We start from the raw sequence: 22,747 nt of genomic DNA, 5'->3' as shown, positions 1-22,747 counted from the left end.
GTCAGAACATGCTTTCGGGAATGATGATGATATCGCCCGGCTCCAGCCGGACATTGGCCGAAATATCGCCGTCCCGGACCAGACTGTCGAGGCGCAGATGATATTCGTGCTGTTTGCCCGTATCGGGATCGACACGCACCAGCCGCGCGCGATTGCCCGCAGCATATTCGTTCATGCCGCCCACTGCGATGATCGCGTCGAGCACCGTCATATTCGCGCGATAGGGAATCGAGGCAGGCTTTTCGCTCGCACCGACCACACGAATCCGTTGCGCATAGGTACCGGAGAAATTCTCGACGATGACCGATACGATCGGGTTTTCGACATATTCGCTCAGCGCTTTTTTCATATCGTCGGCGAGCTGCGCGGGCGTCTTGCCCGCTGCAGGCATGTCGTTGACCAGCGGCGTGGTGATCCGCCCGTCGGGGCGCACCTGAACCTTTGTCGACAATTCGGGGTTGCGCCAGACGAAGATCTGAAGCTGATCGAGCGGGCCGATCTGATATTCTTCATCCGTCTGTTCGGCAGCCGGTGTGTGCGTAGCCGGGGGAAGCTGCGGCATCGTGCCGCCGGCGCAGCCGGTGACGAACAACGCCGAAGCCAACGGGCCAGCCCTTTTCCACGCCCGATGCAACAGCCCCATCACCACAACCTCTCCTGCCGTACAAATGTATGCACCCGGTCGATATGCCGCATGCCGGTTAAGATAGAGTTAGGTCGTTTCCGCGGCGCGGGGGAGGCATTCCCGGGCAGGACCATGTCCCAGAAACGCGCTCGGGCTGGCGGTCAGGCCATAGGCCCCGGCAAGGAATATGGCGATCAGATCGCCCGGCTGCGCCTTTGGCAATGCCACCTTGTCGGCGAGCCGATCAAGCGGGGTGCACAGGCACCCGACCACCGAAACCGCCTCTTCCGCTACGGCATCCATTCGCATCGGCAGCGCGACCGGATAGTTGCGCCGCACCACGGTGCCGAAATTGCCGCTCGCCGCAAGCTGATGATGCAGCCCGCCGTCGACGACGAGGAACGTCTCCCCCTGGCTCACCTTCCGGTCGAGAATGCGGGTCAGATACACCCCCGCTTCGCCCACCAGCCAGCGACCGAGCTCGACAGCAAAGCCGGTTTTCCGGTTTGCAAGCGACGAAACATCCAGCGCCTCGCCCAAAGCAGCGCCGATCGCTTCGACATCGACCGGCGTATCGCCCGGAAAATAGGGAATGCCGAAACCGCCGCCCAGATTGACGAAGGGTGGCGTCGCACCCGCTTCCTCGCCCAGCCGTTCGGCCAGCGCCAGCGTCGCTGCCTGCGTCTCGATGATCGCCTGCGTATCGAGCGACTGCGACCCCGCAAAGATATGAAAGCCGCGCCAGTCGCCACCGCGCGCAAGGATGTGCCGGACCAGCGCCGGGACCTCAGCGGCATCCACACCAAAGGGCGAAGCGCGCCCGCCCATTTTCATCCCCGAACCGCGCAGTTCGAAATCGGGATTCACCCGCACCGCAAGCCGAGGTGCGACACCCAGCTGCTCGCCAATGGCCAGCGCGCGCTCTGCCTCGCCTGCGGATTCGAGGTTCAGCGTCACACCGCTGCGGATCGCCGCTTCCAGTTCGGCGTCGCGCTTGCCCGGCCCGGCAAAGCTGATCTCGCCCCCCGGTTTCGACCGAAGCGCGAGTGCCATTTCGCCGCCCGACGCCACGTCCAGCCCGTCGACCAGCGCTGCCATCGCAGATACGAGCGGCGGATAGGGGTTGGCCTTGATCGCGAAATGCACGCCCACCCGGTCGGGCAGGGCAGCGCGCAGCCGGGCGACGCGCCGCTCCATCGCCGCCATGTCGTACACGAAGCACGGCGTGGACCCGGCCTGCTCCACCCAATATTCGGCATCGTGCCCTGCGATGGTCAGACGGTCCTGACCGGCATAATCGGGCGGGATCGGACCCATCGGTTTCATTGCGTGACCTCCGCGCGCAGGCGGGCGCGATCGAGTTTGCCATTGGCGTTGCGCGGCAATGCGTCGCGCCATTCGTAGCGAGCGGGCTGCATGAAGCCGGGAAGGTCGCGGCGCAAGCGCTGACGCAGCGCCGTCTCTGCCTCACCGGGATCGCCGTTCGCGCGTGCGACAACGAGGATCGCCTGCCCCAGCCGCGCGTCCGGAATACCGAATGCCGCAGCCTCGGCCGCCTCATCGCCGCCGAGCACGGCTTCCTCCACCTCTTGCGGGCTGATCCGGTTGCCTGCGCTTTTGATCATCTCATCATCACGCCCGACAAAACGCAGCAGACCGTCCGCTCCCTCGATCACGGTATCGCCCGACCACACCGCCATTCCGTCGCTTGCCGCAAAGACAGGCGCAGGGCGGAAACGCTGCGCGGTTCGTTCGGGGTCGCGCCAATAGCCCTTCGCGACGAGCGGGCCGGCATGGACCAGTTCGCCCGCCTCGCCCGGCGCGGCTCGGCTGCCATCGGGGCGAAGCACCAATATCTCGGCAAAGGGGATCGCCCGTCCCATCGAATCGGGATTGGCATCGACCAGCGCCGGATCGAGATAGGTCGAGCGAAAGGCTTCGGTGAGGCCATACATCGGATAGAGATCGGCCCCGGCAAACCGGGCGCGCAAATCGCGCACCATCCGTATCGTAAGCGCTCCGCCCGAATTGGTCAGCCGTTTCAGCCGCCCGGCAACCGCATCGGGCCAGTCCGCCTCGAGCAATTGCACCCAGAGCGGCGGCACGCCCGCAATGGTGGTGATGTCGAACCGGTCGACCGCCTTCACCACATCGCGCGGGGTCAGATAATCGAGCGGCGCGACGCTCGCCCCCGCTGCCCAGCTCGAAAATAACTGGTTCTGGCCGTAATCGAAGCTGAGGGGGAGCACGCCGAGCACCCGGTCCTGCGGCGTCAGCTTCAGATAGTGCGCCACGCTGATCGCGCCGAGCCACAGATTGGCATGGCTGAGCATCACGCCCTTGGGTCGGCCGGTCGATCCCGAGGTATAGAGAATCGCGGCAAGATCGTCGGGATCGGCGTTCGAGGGCGGTATGTACGCGCCCGCGAGTTCTTCCTCCAGCACCGCGCAGCTTTCGGGCACATCGCCCGGCTCCAGCGCGGCGAGACGCGGTTTCTGCGTCACCAGCGCGGATGCACCGCTGTCCGACAGGATATGCGCGACCTGTGCACGCTTCAGCGCCGGATTGACCGGCACATGAATCAATCCGACCCGCGGCGCGGCGAGCGGCAGGATACACGCAGTGCGCGTCTTGGGCAGCCAGCTTGCGATCCGGTCCCCCGGCGCCAGCCCGGCGGCACGCAGCGTGCCCGCCATCGCACCAACGGCATGTTCAAGCGCGGCATAGCTTATCGCGCCGCGCTTATCGATCAGCGCGGGCGCAGCGGATTGCCCGCGTTGCGGAAGGTGATCGATGGGATATGGAACGGGATCGGGGGAAACCATATTGTCCTGTTATCGGCCGTTGCCGCACTGGCAAGCGCGCGGTGCCGGGGCACGCTGCCCTTGGCATCGGACAGCGCAATGAGTATCGGCGGTTCGCTTCCAAAGGACAAGAGGATCGGAGCGTTGGTTCCAGAAGGCAGGCAGGAAATCGAGGATACGGTGCGCGCGACCTTGTGCGACGTGCTTGGCCTCGCGCCCGAGCGGGTTGCGGATTTCGCCCCCGAAACTCCGTTGTTCGGCGCGCTTCCCGAACTCGATTCGATGGCGGTCGCAGGGTTGCTGACCGAGCTTGAGGACCGGCTCGGCATCCTGATCGAGGATGACGATGTCGATGGCGACACGCTGGAAACCTTCGGCGCGCTGACCCGCTTTGCGAGTGCCAAGGCGCTGCAATGATCGCTGACTATGATTGGGCTGGCGGGACGGAGGCGATGCTTCGCTTCGGTCCCGATACCGGCCCGGTCATGGTCGCGATATTGCCGCTGTTCGAAGAGGCGAACCGGACGCGCACCTTCGCGGTGCGGCTGTTGCGGTTGCTCGCCGGGCGCGGCATTGCGGGGGTACTGCCCGATATTCCGGGTCAGAGCGAGAGCATGGTGCCGCTCGAATCGCTCACCCTGCTGCGCATGAGCGAAGCGATCGAGGGGCTGGTCGATCAGTTCGCGTCCGCGGGTCGCCGCGCTTATGGCATCGGTATCCGCAGCGGCGCGCTGCTCGACACGCTCGCGCTGCTCGATGGTCGATGGCACTTCGCACCGATGGCCGGGAACGAGTTGCTGCGCGAATTGCACCGCATCTGGCGCGCCGCCGATCCTGACCGGCACAAGGGCGATATTCAGGCGATGGCGTTCGGCAGCGATGGTCCGGTAGAGATCGCCGGAAACCTGATCGGCAGCGACCTGCTCGCCGGACTGATCGCCGCCGAGCCGTTCGATCAGTCCGGCATTCCCCGCCGAATCGTCCGGCTGGACAGCGACCCCCGCCCCGCCGACCGCCATCTGCCCGGCACGCCCTTATGGCGACGATCCGAGCCGGACGACGATCCGGCGCTCGCCGGATTGCTCGCCGACGACATCGCAAGCTGGATCGCGCAGTGCGAAGCCTGAGCACATTCGCCTGCGCGGGCGAAACGCTGGTCGGCACGCTCGATGCCGCCCCCCGCCGCACCGGCCTGCTGATCGTGTCGGGGGGCAATGAAATCCGCATCGGCGCGCATCGTGGCATGGCATTGCTGGCGCGCGATATCGCCGAAGCGGGCTTTCCCGTTTTTCGCTTCGACCGGCGCGGAATCGGCGATTCGACCGGCGCGAATGGCGGTTTCCTGTCGAGCGAGGCGGATATCGTCGCGGCTGCGCGGCAGTTCCGGAGCCTGCAACCGCAGATCGACCGGCTGGTGGCGTTCGGCAATTGCGATGCGGCGGGTGCGCTGATGCTGTTCGGAAAAGCGGCGGAAGTGAATTCGCTGATCCTCGCCAATCCCTGGCTGGAGGCGGAAAGCGGCGAGGATGCCCTGCCCCCCGCCGCCGCGATCCGCGCGCGCTATGCTGCGCGGCTGCGCGATCCGCGCGAATGGATTCGCCTGATCAGCGGCGGGGTGGACCTGAAGAAACTGATCGCGGGAGTTCGAAAGGCCGGGCAAGGCAGCAAGACCGCGCCCGGCCTGTTCGACCGCTATGTCGATTCGCTGTCGCACCATGGCGATGTCCGCATCCTGCTCGCCGCGGGCGACAATAGCGCGATTGCCTTTGCCGATGCATGGAAGCGCGCGCCTGCACCGCTTCGTGGCCGCATCCCGGTGGCACGCTGCCAGACCGCCAGCCACAGCTTCGCCCGCGAAACCGATACCATCTGGCTTCGCGAGCAAATCCGGGCAGCACTGGACGGCTGATCGCCGACACCGGTGGCGGCAGGGATGATTTACAGACCGGATCGTCATCGCGAGAAGCGCAGCGACGAAGCGATCCAGTGCTGCGATCGCTGCTTCTGGATTGCCGCGCCCCTGGGGGGCTCGCAATGACGATCGTGCGACAATTTCCGGCCAATTCGGTCCGGCGTTACTCGGCCGCTTCGGCGACGCCTTCGAATTCGACCTCGGCGAGGAAACGCTCCGCATCGAGCGCAGCCATGCAGCCGGTTCCGGCGGCAGTCACTGCCTGACGATAGGTTTTGTCCATCACATCGCCGCACGCGAACACGCCCGGAACGCTGGTCCGCGTGGTGCCGGTTTCGACCTGAATATAGCCGTCGTCATCAAGCGCGAGATGCCCGCGAAACAATTCGGTCGCCGGATGATGGCCGATCGCGACGAACCCGCCCTCGACATCCAGCGTCGAAATCTCGCCGGTCACCGTGTCTTTCAGTTCCAGCGCGACCAGTCCTTCGGGATTGCCGCCGCCGACGAACCGCTCGACCTGCTTGTTCCAGAGCACGTTGATCGATTCATGCTTCATCAGGCGTTCCTGAAGGATGCGCTCGGCGCGAAGCTCGTCGCGGCGATGGATCAGCGTGACATTGTCCGAATGGTTGGTGAGGTACAGCGCCTCTTCGACCGCGGTATTGCCGCCGCCGATCACCGCGACCTTCTTGCCGCGATAGAAGAAACCGTCGCACGTGGCGCAGGCGGAAACCCCCTTGCCCTTCATCGCTTCTTCCGAATCTAGACCCAGCCATTTGGCCTGCGCGCCGGTGGCGATCACCAGCACATCGCCCTCATACACGTCACCGCCATCGCCGGTCATGCGGAACGGACGGCTGGTAAGGTCGACATCGACGATCGTGTCCCACATCAGCTTCGTGCCGACATGCTCTGCCTGTTTCTGCATCTGCTCCATCAGCCAGGGGCCCTGAATGACGTCGGCAAAGCCGGGATAGTTTTCGACATCGGTGGTCGTCATCAACTGGCCGCCGGGCTGGATGCCCTGCACCAGAATCGGCTCCATACCGGCGCGCGCGCCGTAAATGGCGGCGGTAAGGCCTGCGGGTCCGGAACCGAGGATCAGCATACGGGTCTTGTGCGTGGCGCTCACAATATCTCTCTTCGCGTTGCGAAACGGGGGTGAGGAAGGGCGATAGGGGCTTTGCCCCCGGCCTTGCAAGATAGGCAGCATGGCGCGCGGGGAAAGCCCCGTGGCGATAAAGCAAAACTTGCTGCAACGATATGCGCGCTGCAGGGTTCAGGAAGCAGCACTTTTTCCGGAGGATTTCCATGGCCGATCGCGACGATGTCATCATCAAGGATTATGAGGGCGCGGCCGGCGGCTGGGGATCGATGGAGGGCATGGCGCATGTCCTGCCGAAAGAGAAGATCGGGCCGGACACGCTCGACGCGTTGCGCCGCCAGAACAAGCCCGAAGGCGTGATGTGCGTCAGCTGCGCCTGGGGAAAGCCGGCCAAACCGCATATCGCCGAATTTTGCGAAAATGGCGCGAAGGCGACGGCGTGGGAGCTGACTACGCTTCGCACCACGCCAGATTTCTTCCGCGAACATACGGTCAGCGAGCTTCAGGGCTGGCGCGACCATGATCTGGAACAAGCAGGCCGCCTTACCCATCCGATGAAATATGACGCCGCGACCGACCGCTATGTCGCGGTCAGCTGGCAGGAGGCGTTTGACGGAATCGGCGCGCGGATGAACAAGGCTGATGCGAAGAAGGTCGTCTTCTATGCCTCGGGCCGGGCCAGCCTTGAAACCAGCTATATGTATTCGCTGCTCGCGCGGCTTTATGGCTCGCACAACCTGCCCGACAGTTCGAATATGTGCCACGAAACCACGTCGGTGGGCCTGAAAAACGCCACCGGATCGCCGGTCGCGACGATCCAGATGGACGATTATGAGCTTTGCGACGCGATCTTCTGTTTCGGGCAGAATGTCGGCACCAACAGCCCGCGCATGCTCCATACGCTGAAAGCAGCACGCAAGCGCGGCGTGGAGATCGTGAACTTCAATCCCTTGCGCGAACGCGGCTGGGAACGGTTTACCGACCCGCAAAATCCGGTTCAGATGGCCACCGGCGGTTCGACGCAGATTTCGACCCAATATCATCAGGTAAAGGCGGGCGGCGATATCTCCGCCGTGCTGGGCATCGCCAAGATCGCGATCGCCGCCGATGACGCGGCGCGCGCCGCCGGGCGCGAACCGATTCTCGACCATCATTTCATCGGACAGCATACCGTCCGGTTCGAGGAATTCGCCGAATATGTCCGCAAGGCCGAATGGGACGACATCCTGCGCGAAAGCGGACTGACCCGTGAGGCGATCGAGGATGCGGCGCGCGTGTATCTGAAATCGAAAGCGCTCATCATCGTCTATGGCATGGGGATCACCCAGCATCGCTATGGCATGGATTCGCTCTATATGATCGTGAACCTGCTGCTCATGCGCGGGCATATCGGGCGGCCGGGTGCCGGTCCCGGCCCGGTGCGCGGCCATTCCAATGTGCAGGGCCAGCGTACGGTAGGTATCACTGAAAAGCCCGAACTCGCCCCGAATGCGCGGCTGAAACAGCTATATGATTTCACCCCGCCTGACTGGAAGGGATGGGACACGGTCGAAAGCTGCCGCCATATCATCGACGGAACCTGCGACGGCTTCATCCAGCTGGGCGGCAACTTTCTGCGCGCCACGCCCGAGCATGAGAAGATGGTGAAGGGCTGGGCGAAACTCCCCTTTCAGGTGCATATCGCGACCAAGCTCAACAAATCGCATCTGCATCCGGGTGAGGATTGCTGGATCCTCCCCTGTCTCGGCCGGATGGAGCGCGACATGCAGGCAAGCGGGCCGCAGGCAGTGACGATGGAGGATTCGTTCAGCCATATCTATGGCTCGCTCGGCAAGGCGACGCCCGCCAGCCATCATCTGCTTTCGGAACCGGCGATCGTCGCCGGCATCGCAAAGGCGGCCCTCGAACCCAATGAAAATGTGCCATGGGATGCGTGGGTCGACGATTATTCGCTGGTGCGCGATGCGATTGAGGATACCTATCCCGACAAATTCTCGAACTTCAACGAGCGCATGTGGCAGCCGGGCGGTTTTTGGAAAGGCAATCCCGCCGCGCACCGCAAATGGGAAACCGAAAGCGGCAAGGCGGAGTTCAATGCCCCGCGCGCAATGAACGCCGCCGGGTTCGACGATGCGCCGGGTCGCCTGCGCCTCGTCACGCTGCGCTCGAACGATCAGTTCAACACCACCATCTATGGCTATCATGACCGGTTTCGCGGTATCCATGGCACGCGCGAGGTGGTGATGATGAATCAGGCGGATATGACCGCGATGGGCCTGTTCGACGGCGATATCGTATCGCTGGTCAGCGATGCCGACGATCAGGTCGAGCGCGTCGTCGACGGCCTTCGCGTCGTGCCCTACAATATTCCGGAAGGGTGCGTGGGTGGCTATTACCCCGAACTCAACGTGCTGATTTCGCTGGAACATCATGCGCTGGAAAGCCATGTTCCGGCCGGTAAGTCGGTTCCGGTACGGGTGCGCAAACCGGCGTGATCGCCCCCATCGGTGCGATATTGGCGGGCGGCGCGTCGCGTCGCTTCGGCAGCGACAAGGCGCTGGCGGAGATGCGCGGCATGCCGATGATCGACCATGCTGCTCGTGCGCTCTCCCGCCATGTCGATCGGGTGGTGGTGATCGGGCGCGACCATCCGGGCCTTGCGGGCGCGCCCGACCGGCCCCAGCCCGGCCTCGGCCCGCTGGGCGGAATTGCGGGAGCGCTGAGCTATGCGCACGATCTGGGCGAGCCTTCGGTGCTTACCGTCGCGTGCGACGTCCCCTTCCCGCCCGATAGCCTGTTCGAAGCGCTGCGCCGCCCGCCATGCTGGTGCGAGGATCATCCGGTTTTCGGCCACTGGCCGGTTTCGCTGATGCTCGAACTCGACGCGTGGCTCGAAAAGCAAGCGGACCGGTCGGTACGTGGTTTCGCGCGCGCCACCGGCACCATTCCGGTGCGCGTCGCCGATCCGATTACCGATGTGGATACGCCGGAGGATCTGGACCGCATAGCATGACCAGCCGGGCAGAACCTGTCACGCGCCTGTCGCAGGGCAGCGCCGAAGCGATCGATCGCGCGATAGCATTGGAGGCACCGGTCGCGGTCGAATTCAACGGCATCGGCTATGCAGTGATGATGATGTCTCCAGCCGATCTTTCCGCCTTCGCGCTTGGCTTTGCGCTTACCGAGCGGATCGCCGAAAGCCCGGCCGACCTGATCGATGTGGATGTTGCGCACGTGCCGGCGGGGATCGTTCTGCGCATCATCGTCTCTCCGCAGGCCGCCGAGAGGATCGGCGAGCGGGTGCGCCATCGCACCAGCGATACGGGGTGCGGCCTTTGCGGGATTGCCAGTCTGGAAAGCCTGACCCGTCCCCTGCCCGCCCCGCCGGCCCCGATGGCGATCGACGCCGATGCAATCCATCGCGCGCTCGGCGCGTTGCGCGATCATCAGCCATTGGGCGCCGCCACCGGGGCGACGCACGCCGCTGCGTTTTGCACACCCGACGGAGCAATCGTCGCAGCGGCGGAGGATGTCGGCCGCCATAATGCGCTTGATAAGCTGATCGGGAGGATCGGGGGGCATGCATCCGCACCCGGCTTCGCGGTCGTCACCTCGCGGATCAGCTTCGAAATGGCGGACAAGGCACTCGTCGCGCGCTTTCCGCTGCTGGTCGGAATTTCGGCACCGACCAGCATGGCGGTCGACCATGCGCGCGCAAACGGCCTTGGGCTGGTGGCGCTGGCGCGATCCGATTCGATGCTGGTGCTGAACGATCCCGCCGCCCCGGCCCGGGTCACAGACTCAGCCCAGTAGCGGCAGTTCCTTCAACGGCGTATCGGCGTCGGCGAGCAACGCCGGATCGATCCTCGCGCCCTCGACCACGAGTTTGCGGCCCTGCACATAATCCTTGATCCGGTTCACGCAATCGAGCGCGATCACCCGGCCTTCGCGCAGATAGATCACCGAAAAACTGCGCGTTGCGGGATCGCCGCGAAGCACCGTCGCGTCATAGCCGGTCGACAGGCCGACGGTCTGCAATTTCAGATCATATTGGTTCGACCAGAACCAGGGCACGGCCGCATATTCATCGCCCGATCCGGTAATCGCCTTTGCAGCCACGCCCGCCTGATCATTGGCATTCTGGACTGATTCCAGCCGGATCATCTGCCCGTCGGCAAATGCATTCGCGTGCAGCGCGCAATCGCCGATCGCATAGATATCGGGCAGGCTGGTGCTGCATTGCGCATCGACCGCGACGCCGTTGCCGCCTTGCGCTCCGGCGGCGAGCAGAGGCTCGACGGCAGGAAGGATGCCGATGCCGACAATCACCATATCGGCGGGCAGCACCTCGCCATCGGCAAGCCGTACCCCGCTGACCCTGTCCTCGCCCTCAATACAGGAAACCACGGCGTTGAGGCGGATATTGACGCCATGGGCGCGATGCTCGCCCTCGAAAAAGCGCGAAAGCTCTTCGCCCGCTACCCGCGACAACACGCGATCGGCAGCCTCCAGCAGGACGATCTGCTTGCCCAATTTCGACAGCACCGCCGCCGCTTCCAGCCCGATATAGCCGCCGCCGATCACCACGACCCGCTCGGTATCGGACAATTCTTCGATCATCCGATCGACATCGGCGCGGCTGCGCACGCCATGCACGCCGCTCAGATGATGCCCGTCACAGATCAGCTTCCGGGGTGCGCCCCCGGTCGCCCATACCAATTGGCCATAGCCGATCGTCGCGCCGCCATCGGTGTTAACGCTATGCGCCGAGGCATCGACCGCTATCACCCGCGTACCGAGCAGAAAATCGACCTCGCGCTCCGCCCAAAAGGCTTCGGGACGGATCAGCAGCCGGTCGAAGCTCTTGTCCCCGGCGAGATATTCCTTGGATAGCGGGGGGCGTTCATAGGGCAGCTCCGGCTCGTCTCCGATGAGCAGGAGACTGCCTGCAAAACCGTTTTGGCGCAGCGCAATAGCACAGGCAGCGCCCGCCTGACCCGCGCCGACGATCACGGCATCGAAGCGACGATCGATTTCCTGTGCCATGTCCTCCGCCGATCAGTCTTCGGGCGCGATCCGAACGCGCAGGCCGTCAAGCTCGGGACCAAACGGAATCTGGCACGACAGGCGCGAATATTCGCTGCGATGTTCCGAGCTGTCGAGCAGATCGTCCTCATCCGCGCTCATCTTCGGCAGCTTGCCGATATAGTCGGGATCGACATGAACATGGCAGGTCGCGCACGAACAGCACCCGCCGCACAGCGCGAGCAACTCATCGAACCCATTGTCACGGATGATCTCCATAACCGAATGGCCGGTGGTTCCTTCCACCTGAGTTTCGGCCCCTTCACGGGTTACGACATTCAATCTGGGCATCGAAGCTCACACCTTTCCTGTATGTTGCGGTGGTACCGCCTGCCGGTTCGCGATGCATTAAAGCACCGTCGCGCACAAGTATCGTCCCGGACTGCGGGGACGACGGGCTTAGACAAGTTCGACAGCGACCGCCGTTGCTTCCCCGCCGCCGATGCACAGGCTGGCCACGCCGCGCTTCAGCCCGCGCTTTTCCAGCGCCGCGAGTAATGTCGCCATGATCCTCGCCCCGCTGGCCCCGATCGGATGGCCGAGCGCACAGGCGCCGCCATTCACGTTCAGCTTGTCATCGGGAATACCAAGCTCGCGCTGCGCGATCATCGCAACCACGGCGAACGCTTCGTTCACTTCGAACAGATCGACATCATCGACCGACCAGCCGGTCTTCTCCATCAGCTTCTTCATCGCGGGCACCGGCGCGGTGGTGAACAGCCCCGGTTCATGCGCATGCGCGGCATGGCCGACCAGCTTTGCAACCATGTTGAGGCCAAGCCGCTCGGCAACGCTCGCGCGCGTCATGACGAGCGCCGCCGCGCCGTCCGAAATCGACGAGGCATTGGCGGGTGTGATCGTTCCGTCCTTTTTGAACACAGGCTTCAGCGTCGGAATCTTGTCGATCTTCGCCTTGCCGGGCTGTTCGTCGGTCGCGACCGTCACCGCGCCCTTGCGCCCCGGAACTTCGACCGCGACGATTTCCTTGTCGAACGCACCGCTTTCGATCGCGGCATTGGCGCGGTTGAGCGAACGGATCGCATATTCGTCCTGCGCCTCGCGGCTGAACTGATACATCTCGACCGCGTCCTCAGCGAACGCACCCATCGGCTTGCCTGCCGTATAGGCGTCCTCCAGCCCGTCCATCATCATCGTGTCGATGATCTGGCCATGACCCAGCCGCGCGCCCGCACGATGCTTAGGGAGCGCATAGGGGGCGTTCGACATGCTCTCCATGCCGCCCGCCACGATCAGGTCGGCGCTACCCGCGGCGAGTGCGTCATGCGCCATGATCGCGGCCTGCATCCCCGATCCGCACATTTTGTTGACCGTCGTCGCCTGAACCCCAAGCGACAGGCCTGCCCCGAGCGCCGCCTGACGCGCGGGCGCCTGACCCAGCGTGGCAGGGAGGACGCAGCCCATGAAAATCTGCTCGATCGCATCGGCATCGGCGCCTGCACGCTCCAGCGCAGCCTTCACCGCTGCAGCACCCAGATCGGTCGCTTTCATTCCGGTGAGGTCGCCCATGAAACCGCCCATGGGCGTGCGGGCATAGCTGGCGATGACGACGGGGTCGGCGGACATAAAGGCTCCTCAATCTGGATATGCGTCACCTTCAAAGGCCGAAGGGCGCACTGTTCTGATGGAGGGTAGATCGTCCGCCGACCGCTATGGGTCAAGGCGTAGAAGCCGGGAAAAACGGCTTTGGCACCGTACTTTGTTGCGTCATGGGCAACGATGGTAGCGGAGGAGGAACATATAGCGAACATATAACGTTCTGACATTGCTCGTTTTTTCCGCCCAACTCTTGGAAAATACCCCCACCGATACCCCCAGAATCCCGAATTTGCGCCAAACCGTTACAAGGGTGCGATCGGTCGACTAATGTTCGAAAATTGGCAGCTCAACCGCCTCTTTGAACGGCGGAAGTTGGGCCGCTCCCGGACGGTCCGCTTTCAAGCCATTGGATGGCTAAACCTGACGTTCTAACTATGCAGACACACTCCCACACATCACCAACTTTGGCTCTCAAGAAGCGGATTATTACCGAAGGCATCTGGCGGTGGGATTTTATCACCTAGATATGAAAACAGTCACATCAGCATCGGCCTTCCCCAGCGAATGATGAAGGGCTTCGAACAAGGAGCGGTCGAACTTCGCGAAGACAAAGGACTACTCTACGATGGCGCACGCATTTTCCGGCTCAGCGAGGACCCATTTCCCATCTGACATCGTCAGCTCTGCAGTGTAACGACGATACTCATCGTCTCCCAAAGCAAAATCGCACGTGAAATCGGGGTGGCCAAAGCCCTTGGATTTACAAAGACCCTTGTTGGCAGGTTCTGCTTCGGGACATCCTTCAGCCCAAGCGGCGGCGAGTTCCTCACGCTGCGGTGGCGGAATGGTCGGAGTTAATGGCTCTGCCGTTGCCTGCGTTTCTGGAACTTCTTCAGGAGTGGTTTCATCCTGAGAGCTGCAGGCGGCAACAGCGAGGGCACACACTACGATTGCAAATCGCATGATCAAAATTCCTTCGGGTCAGTCAGACATCAACCAGACCGCTAATTGGCAGCTCGTTGGTTCCGTTACAGGCACGACGAATTCGCCTGCTCTAGGTTCCAGCTAAGGCCTCTCCCGCATTGGCCTAGATGCTTAAGATCGCTGCTGTTCGACGCATCTATTCAAGATGTCCTGAGCAAATTACCGCTGCCACAAACGACCAGCGCAGCGACATTGCTGCTCGCGCCTCCTTGTGCGACATCGTCTCCGGATGACCTATATTATCTACGTCGGTGCGGCATTCGCCGAGATCGCCGGTTGCTTTGCATTCTGGGCGTGGCTTCGGCTTGACCGGTCCCCGCATCGCTCACGCAACCCTCGAGGCATGCCTCGCGACCGAATGCGACGATCAGCTGATACCGACGCATCCTCCGGCTAGCGACCCCGATCACTGATCCACCGCGGTAATGCGCGGGCGGGATGCCGGCAGTGAACACGGCGCTGGCGCAGCTTGCGCCTGTACCGGGCAACTCCGAGCGCAACCGGCACAGCCTTGGTATCTTCGCTCAAAACTTGAAAGCTGTCAGAGGCAGAAGCGCGCTGAAAGCGGTGTGATTCGTCGGTTTGATTGCAGCCGATGCTAATCGAGGCCGGACGAGCTCCTCGTTATCACCATCTTTTCCGGGCTCATATCGGACATTGTATATCCGATACCGCCTGTTCCGAGACCGGAGTGCCGTCGACCTGCGAAGGGCATCCAGTCGACTCGGAAGGCGGTATGGTCGTTGACCAGCACTGTGGAGCCCGACAGGCGCTCGACGCAATAATCGGCAATGTGCTGTCGCTCGGTAAATACGGCGGCCTGAAAGGAATAAGGCAGCTCGTTCGCCTGGGAAATGGCTGCATCGATACTGTCGTATCCGTAGAGGCACACAACGGGCCCGAACACCTCCTCTCGCGAGACCTTGGCGGCGCGAGGCGGATCGATAAGAACGGTGGGATGATACAGCGTCGGGCCGATGCGCTTGCCACCTGCGGCTAGCTCGGCGCCGCTCTCGACGGCGGCCGCGACCCAGGCTTCGATCCGGTCGACCTCGGCAGGGCGAATGAGAGGACCGCACTGAGTTTCCTCGTTGGTGGGGTCCCCCACCTTCAGTGCCTTTGCGCCCGCAGCGAGCGCGGCAGCGAAGTCCGGCAGTTCGGCACGCGGAACGAACACCCGCTGGACCGATACGCAGACCTGACCGGAATGATAAAACCCCCCTTTCAGGAGCGACGGAATGACGTTTTCGCGTGGTATATTCTCATCGACGATGACCGGGGCCGCGCCCCCATGTTCCAGCGCCACACGTGTACCGGGTGCGAGCCTCGAACGGAGCATCCAGCCTACCTTGGCTGAGCCGATGAAGGAGAAGAACGCCGTTCGCGGATCCGTGACCATTTGTTCGGCGACATCGTCCGTGCAGGGCACGAAGCGGCACCAGCGTTCGTCTAGGCCTGCCTCGTACAGGATTTCCACGAAACTCTTGCAGGACAACGGAGTATCCTTGGCCGGTTTCACCAAAACGGGACATCCCGTCGCGACAGCGGGGCCAACCTGATGGGCGATCAGATTAAGGGGATGGTTGAACGCCGAAATCGCGACCACCGGCCCGATCGGCTCCCGAAAGGTGTAGGCTGTTCGCCCTGCGCCCGCCTCGGTCAGCTCCATCGGAATCTGGCGTCCGCCGCTCGCGAACAGTTCATGCACGCAGAGTTCGACGCTCTGAACGGCGCGGCTCGTTTCCGCACGGGCGTCGACAAGCGGTTTTCCGCCCTCGCGCGCGATCTGCATTGCGAGGCTCTCTGCACGCTCGTGCATGAGCGAGCTCGCACGCTGCAAGATGGCAATCCGCTCGTGAACCGGAATCCAGGCCTGCCGGTCTTCGTGCAACGTACGCGCCTCGTCCAGCCAGCGGTCGATCTTCGACCAGTCGACCAGGTCCACGCTGCCGATGCACTTCTGGTCGTAAGGATTGAGGACCTGCCAGGTCATTGGGGGCACTCCATCGCGCTCAGCTCTTCGATCAGAACTTTTCGGTTCTCCGAATAATCTACCGGCAGATCCACGAGGTGAACGCCGCCGCTTTCGAATGCGTCGTTCAAGGTCGGAAGCAGCGCTTGGCTGCTGTCGATCCGGTGGCCCGTGGCGCCATAACTTTTCGCGTAGGTGACGAAGTCAGGGTTGGCGAAACTCAGGCCGTAATCGGGAAAGCCTAGCTGTTCCTGCTTCCACCGGATCATCCCGTAAGCGGCATCGTTGAGAATGAGCACCACGAGGTTGAGGCCGAGCCTGACCGCGGTTTCCACCTCCTGCGAATTCATCATGAACCCGCCATCGCCGCACACGGCGAGCACGCGGCGTTCGGGCGAGAGCATCGCTGCCATCATCGCCGAGGGGAGACCCGCTCCCATCGTCGCCAACGCGTTGTCGAGCAGAATGGTGTTGGGCTCATGCGCGATATAGTTGCGGGCGAACCAGATCTTGTAGATACCATTGTCGAGCGCGACGATATCATCCCGGCCCATGACCGTCCGCACATCTGCAACGATGCGCTGGGGCACCATCGGAAAGCGGCCATCGTCGCTGCCTTGGCGGATGTGCGCGGCGATATTTTCGTGGACATTGGCGTAGGCTGCCGGGTCACTAGGGTGTTTTCCGCGTAGCCGGTTTCCCAGTCGCTCGATCGATCCGGCAATGTCGCCGATGACCTCCAGCTGCGGAAAATAGACCTGGTCGACCTCTGCTGCCTTGTAATTTATATGGATAACGGTGCGTCCGTCAGGCTCCATGTAGAAGGGCGGTTTCTCGACCACGTCATGGCCGATATTGACGATCAGGTCTGCGCGATCGATGGCACAATGAACATAGTCATCCGACGATAGAGCCGCCGTTCCCAGATACAGGGGGCTTGCCTCATCGAGCACTCCCTTGCCCATTTGCGTATTAAAAAACGGAAATTGGGTATCGTCGACGAACTTTCGGAGCGCCTTGCAGGCGCTACGTCGGTTGGCCCCGGCACCCACCAAAAGCAGCGGGCGATCCGCGGCGAGAATTCGCTCGGCAGCTTCGTCTAGCGCGGCATCTCCGGCCACCGCATATTGGCGGGGGTGGGGCGCAACGACCGGTTCGGAGGTTTCTTCCTCGGCAATGTCTTCGGGCAGCTCCAGCAGAACTGCACCGGGTCGCTCTTCCTGAGCTCTCCTGAAACCTTCGCGCACGAGCGAAGGAATGCGCTCCCCATTCACGATCTGCTTCGCCATCTTACATAATGGGGTGAAAAGCGAGACGACATCGACGATCTGGAACTGCGCCTGCTTCGAGACCTTGATGGGTTTTTGGCCGGTTATCATGACCAGAGGGAAAGCGCCCAGAGCGGCATAAGCTGCCGGCGTCGTGAGGTTTGTCGCCCCCGGCCCCAGCGTGGCAAGGCATACGCCGGCTTTACCGGTTAGGCGTCCATAGGTTGCCGCCATGAACCCCGCTCCTTGCTCGTGCCGGGTAACGATCAGGCGGATCGACGAGGTGCGTAGCGATTCAAGCAAATCCAAATTCTCCTCGCCCGGAACCGCAAAAATATATTCGACGCCTTCGGCTTCCAACGCGGCGACAAGAAGATCGGATGCTTTCATGGAATGGTTCTCGCGTTGGTAAGGGCCTGAGGGGCTGTCGGTGAAGAGTCTTTTGCTCTGCGGGTGATTCAGACTGTGACGGTGAATTGCCCCATCATTCCCGCGTCTTCGTGCTCGAGAATGTGGCAGTGGTACATGTAAGGCAAATCAGCGTCGGTGTAGTCCTCGAACCGCAAAAGGAGCCGCACGGTCTCGCCTGGATAGACGACAACCGTGTCCTTTAGCCCCTGTTCCGCCGCATCAGGCGCACGGCCGTTCCGGTCGAGGATACGGAACTGCACGTCGTGAATGTGAAACGGGTGCGCCATCATGGAGGCATTCTCGACTTGCCAGATTTCGGTGGTATTTACCCGCACCGTCTCATCGATACGCTGCATGTCCATCGATTTGCCGTTGATGGTAAAACCGCCTCCACGCATCATGCGCATTCCCATGCCCATATCGAGAACGAACCGGCGCGTTCGGACCGCATCGCCGGGATCTATCCGGGGCAATGTGGCAAGCCGGCGAGGCATCACGATGGCCTTGGTCCGGCCCTCGGCAGGTCGGATGTCCAATACGGTGAATTGACGCCGCTCGTCCATCATGCCGCCCATCATCCCATCGCGGCGCTCCCGTTCGCCCATCATACCGTCCCGGCCACCTCGCTCGCCCATCATCCAGTTGCCCATCGGCCCGTCGGACTCGCGCATGCGCCCGGACCCTCTCATCCCCCGGCCCATGTTTCCCATGCCCATGATTTCGAGGCCGTCCGCAAGCAGCGAAACCGGCCTTCCATCACTGACATCGACGATTACCTGCGCGCGTTCGCCGGGAGCGAGAACAACATTGTCGGTTGGCAGCGGCGCGGCGAGAAAACCGCCGTCGGTGCCGATCTGATGAAAGCTGCGGCCATCGTCGAACCCGAAACGGTAAAAGCGTGCGTTCGAGCCATTGACCAGGCGTAGCCTCAGGCGATCGGACCTTGCCTCGAAGACGGGCTCGACGACGCCGTTGACCAGCATCGTATCGCCCATCATTCCCATCATAACATTGTGCATTCGCGTGGAGTAAATGAAGCTTCCATCGCTCGCGAACGCGCGGTCCTGCACGATCAGCGGTATATCATCGACCCCATAATCGTTTGGAAGATCGAGCGCTTCGCTGGCGTTGTCGCGGACATAGATCATCCCGGCCAACCCCTGGTAAACTTGTGGCCCCGAGCGACGGTGCGCATGCGAATGATACCAGAACATCGATGCGCGCTGGCGGACATCGAAACGCGCGGTCCAGCTGCCTCCCGGCCCGATCGGTTGATGCGGTCCGCCATCGGCGCGCGCAGGGAGATGAAAACCGTGCCAGTGGACGGTCGCCGTTTCGGGCAGATCGCTCGTGACATTCATCCGCACCGTATCGCCGGCGTTCAGCTCAAGCGTGGGGCCGAGGTAGGACTGGTTGATACCGATGGTCGGCGTTTCGATCCCTTCAAAAAATCGCGAGACGCCGTGGCGTAGATTGAGATCGAAAACCCTCTCGCCGCTTTTTCGCTCGCCCGAATAAAGAGGAGGAATGCGAAGTTGCGAGCGCGCCGTTGCTGAAGCAAGCGTCGCATTCCGGCCGGTCAACAGATCGCGCCCGGTAAATGCGGCTATTCCGAATGCACCTGCGCCGAGCACCGCACCGCCAAGAATGGAACGTCTGTCGATCATATTGCTTCCCATTGCCCGGAGCGCCGTCAACCGGCCTCGGCTTGCGGTGTCCGGACTTGCATGCCTTTCCTTCTGTTGCGCCAGTACCCCAGAGCAATGAGGGCGAGCGTAATGATTTGCCCGGCTACCGGTTCAAGTGCCGGTGCAATGCCTAGGATCGGAACGCGGGGCAGATTCGGAAGCGGGGTGATCCCCAAAAGTCCGGCTTCCTGGAGGCCCGAGATGCCCTTCCCGGCCAGAACGACGGCAAGAATGCCGATCAGGATCGAGCTGTAGGCGAAGAAGGTTCCGATCGGCAGTCGCCGACTGTAGCGCAGCATCGCCCAGGCGATCAGCGCCAGCAACACGATTGCGGAGGCGGCGCCGACAAAAATTGCGTCGGCATGACCCTGGGTCCAGAGCGCTGCGAAGAACAGGATCGTCTCGAAGACCTCCCGGTAAACCACGAGGAACGCCAGCCCGAACAGAAACCATGCGGACCTGCGCGACAGAGCGTGCTGCATGGTCTTCTGGATATAGCGTTGCCATTCGCCGGCCTGCGATTTGCCGTGCATCCAAATGCCAACCGACAACAGTACGAGAGCGGCAAAAAGCGACCCGAACCCCTCTACCAGCTCGCGACCTGCCCCACTTATGCCGATCAGGTAAGTCGCTGCCACCCAAGTCAGGCCACCGGCGACAAGGGCCGACAGCCATCCGCCATGGACGAAGGGCAGAACTTCGGTTCTCTCGGCCTTGCGCAGGAACGCGATCATCGCGATCACGATCAGCAACGCCTCGAGCCCTTCGCGCAACAGGATCGCAAAGGCTCCTGCGAATGCCGAGGCCTCACTGGCATTGTCCGGGGCGAGAACCGTCTCGGCGTGGTAGAAAAGAACGTCGAGCGCATTCACCCTTTGGGCGACGGCGGCCACCGGATCCCCGCGACCTATTGCCGCTCGAAGCTCGGCCATGCCGGTTTCGACAGATGCGAGCAGGTCTGCATCGCGCGTGCTTAAAACGGCTTCCAAAGGTTCGAAGCCATCGAGATAGGCCGAGAGCGCGAGTTCGCGCGCTTCGGCCTTATTACCCGCTTCGTAAGCGGCAAGACTTTGCTGCAAGCGTTCGCGTGCCAAAGCGAGTGAGCCGGTCGTATCGCTGGCCACGGCTTCGGGATGAGCCCGCAAATAGGCCATAACGGCATCGGCACGCTCGGTGCCGATCGCCTCGCCAAGGGCTGCCGGGGTAAGGCCGGATAGAGCGGCGAGGTCAGGAATACGCGCCCGGATTTTCGGATCGTCGTTCCAGATCCGTCTGCCGCGCTCTACATTCTCAAATGCGATCGACCCTGAATAATAGGCAAGGCTCCAGCGATCTTCCGCCGGGAGATCGGAAAAGCCCGGCATGGCCGTTCCTTCCAGCCCTTGTCCGATGACCTGATAGAGCGCGAAAGCGCTGCGCTCGCGGGCACGGATGACGTCGTCAAAAGCGATTGGCGGGGGATCGAGTCCCTCTGCGGCAGGGCCGTCGCCGCCACCGCTTGGGCCATGACAGCTTGCGCAGTTCTGGGCGTACAGTGCGGCACCTCGCGCGAGGTCGGGTGCCGCCTCGGGCGCAAGCGGAACGGGAAACGCCGCGATCAGCTCGCTTGCCAATCTGCGCGCGTCGCGCGCGACGACAGCAGGCTCCACCTTCGCCGAGATTGACTCGACGAGAGCCTCTGCGTCCGCAACCAGTTGGGCACGTTGCGCGTTTGCGGGCAGAGCAGCCATGCGTTTGGCTACCGAGGCAGAAAATTCCTGCATTTCGGCATATTCCAGCTCGTTCGTGACTTCACCGTCGCTGACGGCCTCAGTGTAATCCACGGCGATGTAATCGAGCAGGCGCCAGGTCGTCTGAACCGCGCCATGCGTGCCTGCAGAAGCGGGCATTGCGACTGCGATCGACAGGAAAGCGATCAATTGGACCGCAAAAGCACGTAGCGTCATTTGGAGGCGGCCTTTCCCTGTGCAGGAGCATGCTGCGCGCGAAGTTCCTCGGTCGCGCGCTTTACAATGAGGTAAGCCGAATGCAGGAAGATCAGGGCGATCACCGCCGCGACCAGCAGATCGGGCCAAGCTTGTCCGGTCCAGGCGACTAGGGCAGCAGCGATGATCACTCCGACATTGGCGATCGCGTCATTGCGGCTGAAAAGCCAGATCGCGGATACATGTGCGTCGCCTTCGCGAAACCGCATGAGCACAAGCGCCGCCGCGATGTTGACTATCAAGGCCGCGACCGCGATCCCGCCCATCAAGCTGGCTTCAGGCGCGACCGCGTTAAGCGAGCGCCAGACCGCCAGACCGATCACTCCAAGACCCAGCGCGCCCAGAAACAGGCCCTGTGCCAGCGCGACCCGCGCGCGCGTGCGGGCACTCCACGCAAGTGCCAGGATGCCGATCAGCGTGATCGATCCATCGCCGATGAAGTCGAGGGCGTCAGCCTTGAGCGCCTGGCTGTCCGCCAGAAATCCGCCGAAGGCCTCGACAATACCGAATCCCAAATTGAGCACGACCACTATCCAGAGCGCGCGGCGATAGGCCGGGTCCACACCTGCTCTTTGCGTATCGCCGGTGCAGCCACAATCCGATGTTTCATTTTCCAACATGGGACACTAGCTAGCACCTCCAGTGGCTGTAGAGGCAAGCTGCAATCGCGAATGTTTCGCGATGTTAAGTGTCTAAGGAGTAGATTCATGCTTATCGGAGGTTTGGCAAAGGCCACCGGGACCAAGGTCAATACGATCAGGTTTTACGAGGACATCGGACTGATGCCTGAACCCGAACGTACGGCAGCGGGCCAGCGAACCTATACGGAGCGGGATGTTAAACGACTGGCCTTCATCCGGCAGGCGCGCAAACTGGGCTTTTCCATCGAGGAAGCACGCTCTCTCCTGGAACTGAAGAACACGCCTAATGGAAAGTGCGATAAGGCGAGTGATATTGCGAAACGACATCTACTTAGTATCGAAGAGCGCCTCACCCATCTTGAAGCACTGCGTGCAGAGCTGGAAAACGTAGTGGTGTCTTGCAAAGGCGGCGACTTGTCGGACTGCAAGATCATTGAGACGCTCTCTCAATCCCGCCCCAGTTTTGTGCCCGCGAAGAAAAGAACCCGAAGCCGTGCGTTCTCAGCTCCCTGAGTGCCGCGGCGGTGCGATCAGAAGCTATGAAGGTGGCGAAACACCGCCGGAATCCATCCGCTCCGGCAATCCATTTCGCTGCATTGAGAACCCACTGAGTGTTCCCCGTCAGCACCAATGGCACAGATTTGAGGTTGTGATTTAAGGAGGATTTGGGCTTCGTCGTAGTGATGAAGGAACGAAGATGAAGCCCA

The 22,747-nt window shown here is 62.3% G+C and carries 20 protein-coding genes; 7 read left to right on the top strand and 13 right to left on the bottom strand.

The features are described 5' to 3' along the window. Position 1: 1 nt before the first annotated feature. From EV664_RS14165 to EV664_RS14155, 3 genes are all read right to left on the bottom strand, one after another. Entirely contained in the window at positions 2 to 643 is a 642-nt protein-coding gene (locus EV664_RS14165; protein WP_133496386.1) for an XrtA/PEP-CTERM system exopolysaccharide export protein, read from the bottom strand. A gap of 69 nt (positions 644 to 712) precedes the next feature. Beyond that, positions 713 to 1,951 (bottom strand): pyridoxal-dependent decarboxylase, exosortase A system-associated, encoded by a 1,239-nt coding sequence (locus tag EV664_RS14160; protein ID WP_133496385.1) that lies wholly within the window; start codon positions 1,949 to 1,951, stop codon positions 713 to 715. Next, the gene (locus EV664_RS14155; RefSeq protein ID WP_133496384.1) at positions 1,948 to 3,450 is read right to left on the bottom strand and encodes an AMP-binding protein; all 1,503 of its coding nucleotides are present in this window, start codon (positions 3,448 to 3,450) and stop codon (positions 1,948 to 1,950) included. Before EV664_RS14155 ends, EV664_RS14160 begins: the two co-directional genes overlap by 4 nt. Before the next feature lie 123 nt (positions 3,451 to 3,573). Between EV664_RS14155 and EV664_RS14150 the strand changes: the two genes are divergently transcribed. From EV664_RS14150 to EV664_RS14140, 3 genes are read left to right on the top strand one after another with little or no spacing between them, the layout of a single operon-like run. Then, the gene (locus EV664_RS14150; RefSeq protein WP_133496383.1) at positions 3,574 to 3,846 is read left to right on the top strand and encodes an acyl carrier protein; all 273 of its coding nucleotides are present in this window, start codon (positions 3,574 to 3,576) and stop codon (positions 3,844 to 3,846) included. Then, positions 3,843 to 4,556 carry a hypothetical protein gene (locus tag EV664_RS14145; RefSeq protein WP_133496382.1) on the top strand — a complete coding sequence of 238 codons (714 nt, stop codon included), beginning with the start codon at positions 3,843 to 3,845 and terminating at the stop codon, positions 4,554 to 4,556. Before EV664_RS14150 ends, EV664_RS14145 begins: the two co-directional genes overlap by 4 nt. Then, the gene (locus tag EV664_RS14140; RefSeq protein WP_133496381.1) at positions 4,544 to 5,338 is read left to right on the top strand and encodes a hydrolase 1, exosortase A system-associated; all 795 of its coding nucleotides are present in this window, start codon (positions 4,544 to 4,546) and stop codon (positions 5,336 to 5,338) included. Before EV664_RS14145 ends, EV664_RS14140 begins: the two co-directional genes overlap by 13 nt. A 166-nt stretch (positions 5,339 to 5,504) precedes the next feature. On the opposite strand, the gene trxB is transcribed toward EV664_RS14140, so the two are convergent. Further along, the gene (gene trxB / locus EV664_RS14135) at positions 5,505 to 6,452 is read right to left on the bottom strand and encodes a thioredoxin-disulfide reductase (protein ID WP_133496475.1); all 948 of its coding nucleotides are present in this window, start codon (positions 6,450 to 6,452) and stop codon (positions 5,505 to 5,507) included. 203 nt (positions 6,453 to 6,655) lie between these two features. On the opposite strand from trxB, the gene EV664_RS14130 reads away from it, so the two are divergent. From EV664_RS14130 to fdhD, 3 genes are read left to right on the top strand one after another with little or no spacing between them, the layout of a single operon-like run. Further along, positions 6,656 to 8,944 carry an FdhF/YdeP family oxidoreductase gene (locus tag EV664_RS14130; protein WP_133496380.1) on the top strand — a complete coding sequence of 763 codons (2,289 nt, stop codon included), beginning with the start codon at positions 6,656 to 6,658 and terminating at the stop codon, positions 8,942 to 8,944. After that, on the top strand, positions 8,941 to 9,462 hold the full coding sequence (mobA, locus tag EV664_RS14125; protein ID WP_133496379.1) for a molybdenum cofactor guanylyltransferase: 522 nt from the start codon (positions 8,941 to 8,943) through the stop codon (positions 9,460 to 9,462). The genes EV664_RS14130 and mobA overlap by 4 nt, the downstream gene beginning before the upstream one ends. After that, positions 9,459 to 10,262, top strand: a complete 804-nt coding sequence (gene fdhD, locus EV664_RS14120; protein ID WP_133496378.1) for a formate dehydrogenase accessory sulfurtransferase FdhD — start codon at positions 9,459 to 9,461, stop codon at positions 10,260 to 10,262. Before mobA ends, fdhD begins: the two co-directional genes overlap by 4 nt. Here fdhD and EV664_RS14115 read toward each other — a convergent pair. The 9 genes from EV664_RS14115 to EV664_RS14075 form a co-directional block, all read right to left on the bottom strand. Continuing rightward, positions 10,251 to 11,495: an NAD(P)/FAD-dependent oxidoreductase gene (locus tag EV664_RS14115; protein ID WP_133496377.1), complete on the bottom strand. Its 1,245-nt coding sequence runs from the start codon at positions 11,493 to 11,495 to the stop codon at positions 10,251 to 10,253. The genes fdhD and EV664_RS14115 overlap by 12 nt on opposite strands. Positions 11,496 to 11,507: 12 nt before the next feature. After that, on the bottom strand, positions 11,508 to 11,825 hold the full coding sequence (locus EV664_RS14110; RefSeq protein ID WP_133496376.1) for a 2Fe-2S iron-sulfur cluster-binding protein: 318 nt from the start codon (positions 11,823 to 11,825) through the stop codon (positions 11,508 to 11,510). A gap of 108 nt (positions 11,826 to 11,933) precedes the next feature. Next, positions 11,934 to 13,118, bottom strand: a complete 1,185-nt coding sequence (locus EV664_RS14105) for an acetyl-CoA C-acyltransferase (protein WP_133496375.1) — start codon at positions 13,116 to 13,118, stop codon at positions 11,934 to 11,936. Between the two features lie 588 nt (positions 13,119 to 13,706). Further along, positions 13,707 to 14,054, bottom strand: a complete 348-nt coding sequence (locus EV664_RS14100; RefSeq protein ID WP_133496374.1) for a hypothetical protein — start codon at positions 14,052 to 14,054, stop codon at positions 13,707 to 13,709. Positions 14,055 to 14,673: 619 nt separating this feature from the next. Continuing rightward, the gene (locus EV664_RS14095; RefSeq protein ID WP_133496373.1) at positions 14,674 to 16,068 is read right to left on the bottom strand and encodes an aldehyde dehydrogenase family protein; all 1,395 of its coding nucleotides are present in this window, start codon (positions 16,066 to 16,068) and stop codon (positions 14,674 to 14,676) included. Then, entirely contained in the window at positions 16,065 to 17,705 is a 1,641-nt protein-coding gene (locus EV664_RS14090; protein WP_133496372.1) for an acetolactate synthase large subunit, read from the bottom strand. Before EV664_RS14090 ends, EV664_RS14095 begins: the two co-directional genes overlap by 4 nt. A gap of 68 nt (positions 17,706 to 17,773) precedes the next feature. Beyond that, on the bottom strand, positions 17,774 to 19,393 hold the full coding sequence (locus EV664_RS14085; RefSeq protein WP_133496371.1) for a multicopper oxidase family protein: 1,620 nt from the start codon (positions 19,391 to 19,393) through the stop codon (positions 17,774 to 17,776). A 26-nt stretch (positions 19,394 to 19,419) separates the two neighbouring features. Next, entirely contained in the window at positions 19,420 to 21,360 is a 1,941-nt protein-coding gene (locus EV664_RS14080) for a cytochrome c/FTR1 family iron permease (RefSeq protein WP_040379137.1), read from the bottom strand. After that, positions 21,357 to 22,019, bottom strand: a complete 663-nt coding sequence (locus EV664_RS14075) for a cation efflux transmembrane domain-containing protein (protein ID WP_050775901.1) — start codon at positions 22,017 to 22,019, stop codon at positions 21,357 to 21,359. The genes EV664_RS14080 and EV664_RS14075 overlap by 4 nt, the downstream gene beginning before the upstream one ends. A gap of 87 nt (positions 22,020 to 22,106) precedes the next feature. Here EV664_RS14075 and EV664_RS14070 point away from each other — a divergent pair, with 87 nt between their 5' ends. After that, positions 22,107 to 22,553: a MerR family transcriptional regulator gene (locus EV664_RS14070; RefSeq protein ID WP_050775903.1), complete on the top strand. Its 447-nt coding sequence runs from the start codon at positions 22,107 to 22,109 to the stop codon at positions 22,551 to 22,553. Positions 22,554 to 22,747 lie beyond the last annotated feature (194 nt).

This window comes from Stakelama pacifica (genome assembly GCF_004361835.1).
Lineage (GTDB): Bacteria > Pseudomonadota > Alphaproteobacteria > Sphingomonadales > Sphingomonadaceae > Sphingomonas > Sphingomonas pacifica.
Note: the sequence above shows the minus strand (reverse complement) of the source record. Positions and strands in the feature narration are given on the sequence as shown.

What these genes read in the sequence shown, in the direction of transcription:
- EV664_RS14090 (WP_133496372.1), bottom strand. Translation starts at nt 17,705, where the DNA reads ATGAAAGCATCCGATCTTCTTGTCGCCGCGTTGGAAGCCGAAGGCGTC.
- EV664_RS14145 (WP_133496382.1), top strand. Translation starts at nt 3,843, where the DNA reads ATGATCGCTGACTATGATTGGGCTGGCGGGACGGAGGCGATGCTTCGC.
- EV664_RS14080 (WP_040379137.1), bottom strand. Translation starts at nt 21,360, where the DNA reads ATGACGCTACGTGCTTTTGCGGTCCAATTGATCGCTTTCCTGTCGATC.
- EV664_RS14130 (WP_133496380.1), top strand. Translation starts at nt 6,656, where the DNA reads ATGGCCGATCGCGACGATGTCATCATCAAGGATTATGAGGGCGCGGCC.
- EV664_RS14085 (WP_133496371.1), bottom strand. Translation starts at nt 19,393, where the DNA reads ATGATCGACAGACGTTCCATTCTTGGCGGTGCGGTGCTCGGCGCAGGT.
- EV664_RS14100 (WP_133496374.1), bottom strand. Translation starts at nt 14,054, where the DNA reads ATGCGATTTGCAATCGTAGTGTGTGCCCTCGCTGTTGCCGCCTGCAGC.
- EV664_RS14110 (WP_133496376.1), bottom strand. Translation starts at nt 11,825, where the DNA reads ATGCCCAGATTGAATGTCGTAACCCGTGAAGGGGCCGAAACTCAGGTG.
- trxB (WP_133496475.1), bottom strand. Translation starts at nt 6,452, where the DNA reads ATGCTGATCCTCGGTTCCGGACCCGCAGGCCTTACCGCCGCCATTTAC.
- EV664_RS14160 (WP_133496385.1), bottom strand. Translation starts at nt 1,951, where the DNA reads ATGAAACCGATGGGTCCGATCCCGCCCGATTATGCCGGTCAGGACCGT.
- EV664_RS14075 (WP_050775901.1), bottom strand. Translation starts at nt 22,019, where the DNA reads ATGTTGGAAAATGAAACATCGGATTGTGGCTGCACCGGCGATACGCAA.
- EV664_RS14115 (WP_133496377.1), bottom strand. Translation starts at nt 11,495, where the DNA reads ATGGCACAGGAAATCGATCGTCGCTTCGATGCCGTGATCGTCGGCGCG.
- EV664_RS14070 (WP_050775903.1), top strand. Translation starts at nt 22,107, where the DNA reads ATGCTTATCGGAGGTTTGGCAAAGGCCACCGGGACCAAGGTCAATACG.
- EV664_RS14155 (WP_133496384.1), bottom strand. Translation starts at nt 3,450, where the DNA reads ATGGTTTCCCCCGATCCCGTTCCATATCCCATCGATCACCTTCCGCAA.
- EV664_RS14095 (WP_133496373.1), bottom strand. Translation starts at nt 16,068, where the DNA reads ATGACCTGGCAGGTCCTCAATCCTTACGACCAGAAGTGCATCGGCAGC.
- fdhD (WP_133496378.1), top strand. Translation starts at nt 9,459, where the DNA reads ATGACCAGCCGGGCAGAACCTGTCACGCGCCTGTCGCAGGGCAGCGCC.
- EV664_RS14165 (WP_133496386.1), bottom strand. Translation starts at nt 643, where the DNA reads ATGGGGCTGTTGCATCGGGCGTGGAAAAGGGCTGGCCCGTTGGCTTCG.
- EV664_RS14105 (WP_133496375.1), bottom strand. Translation starts at nt 13,118, where the DNA reads ATGTCCGCCGACCCCGTCGTCATCGCCAGCTATGCCCGCACGCCCATG.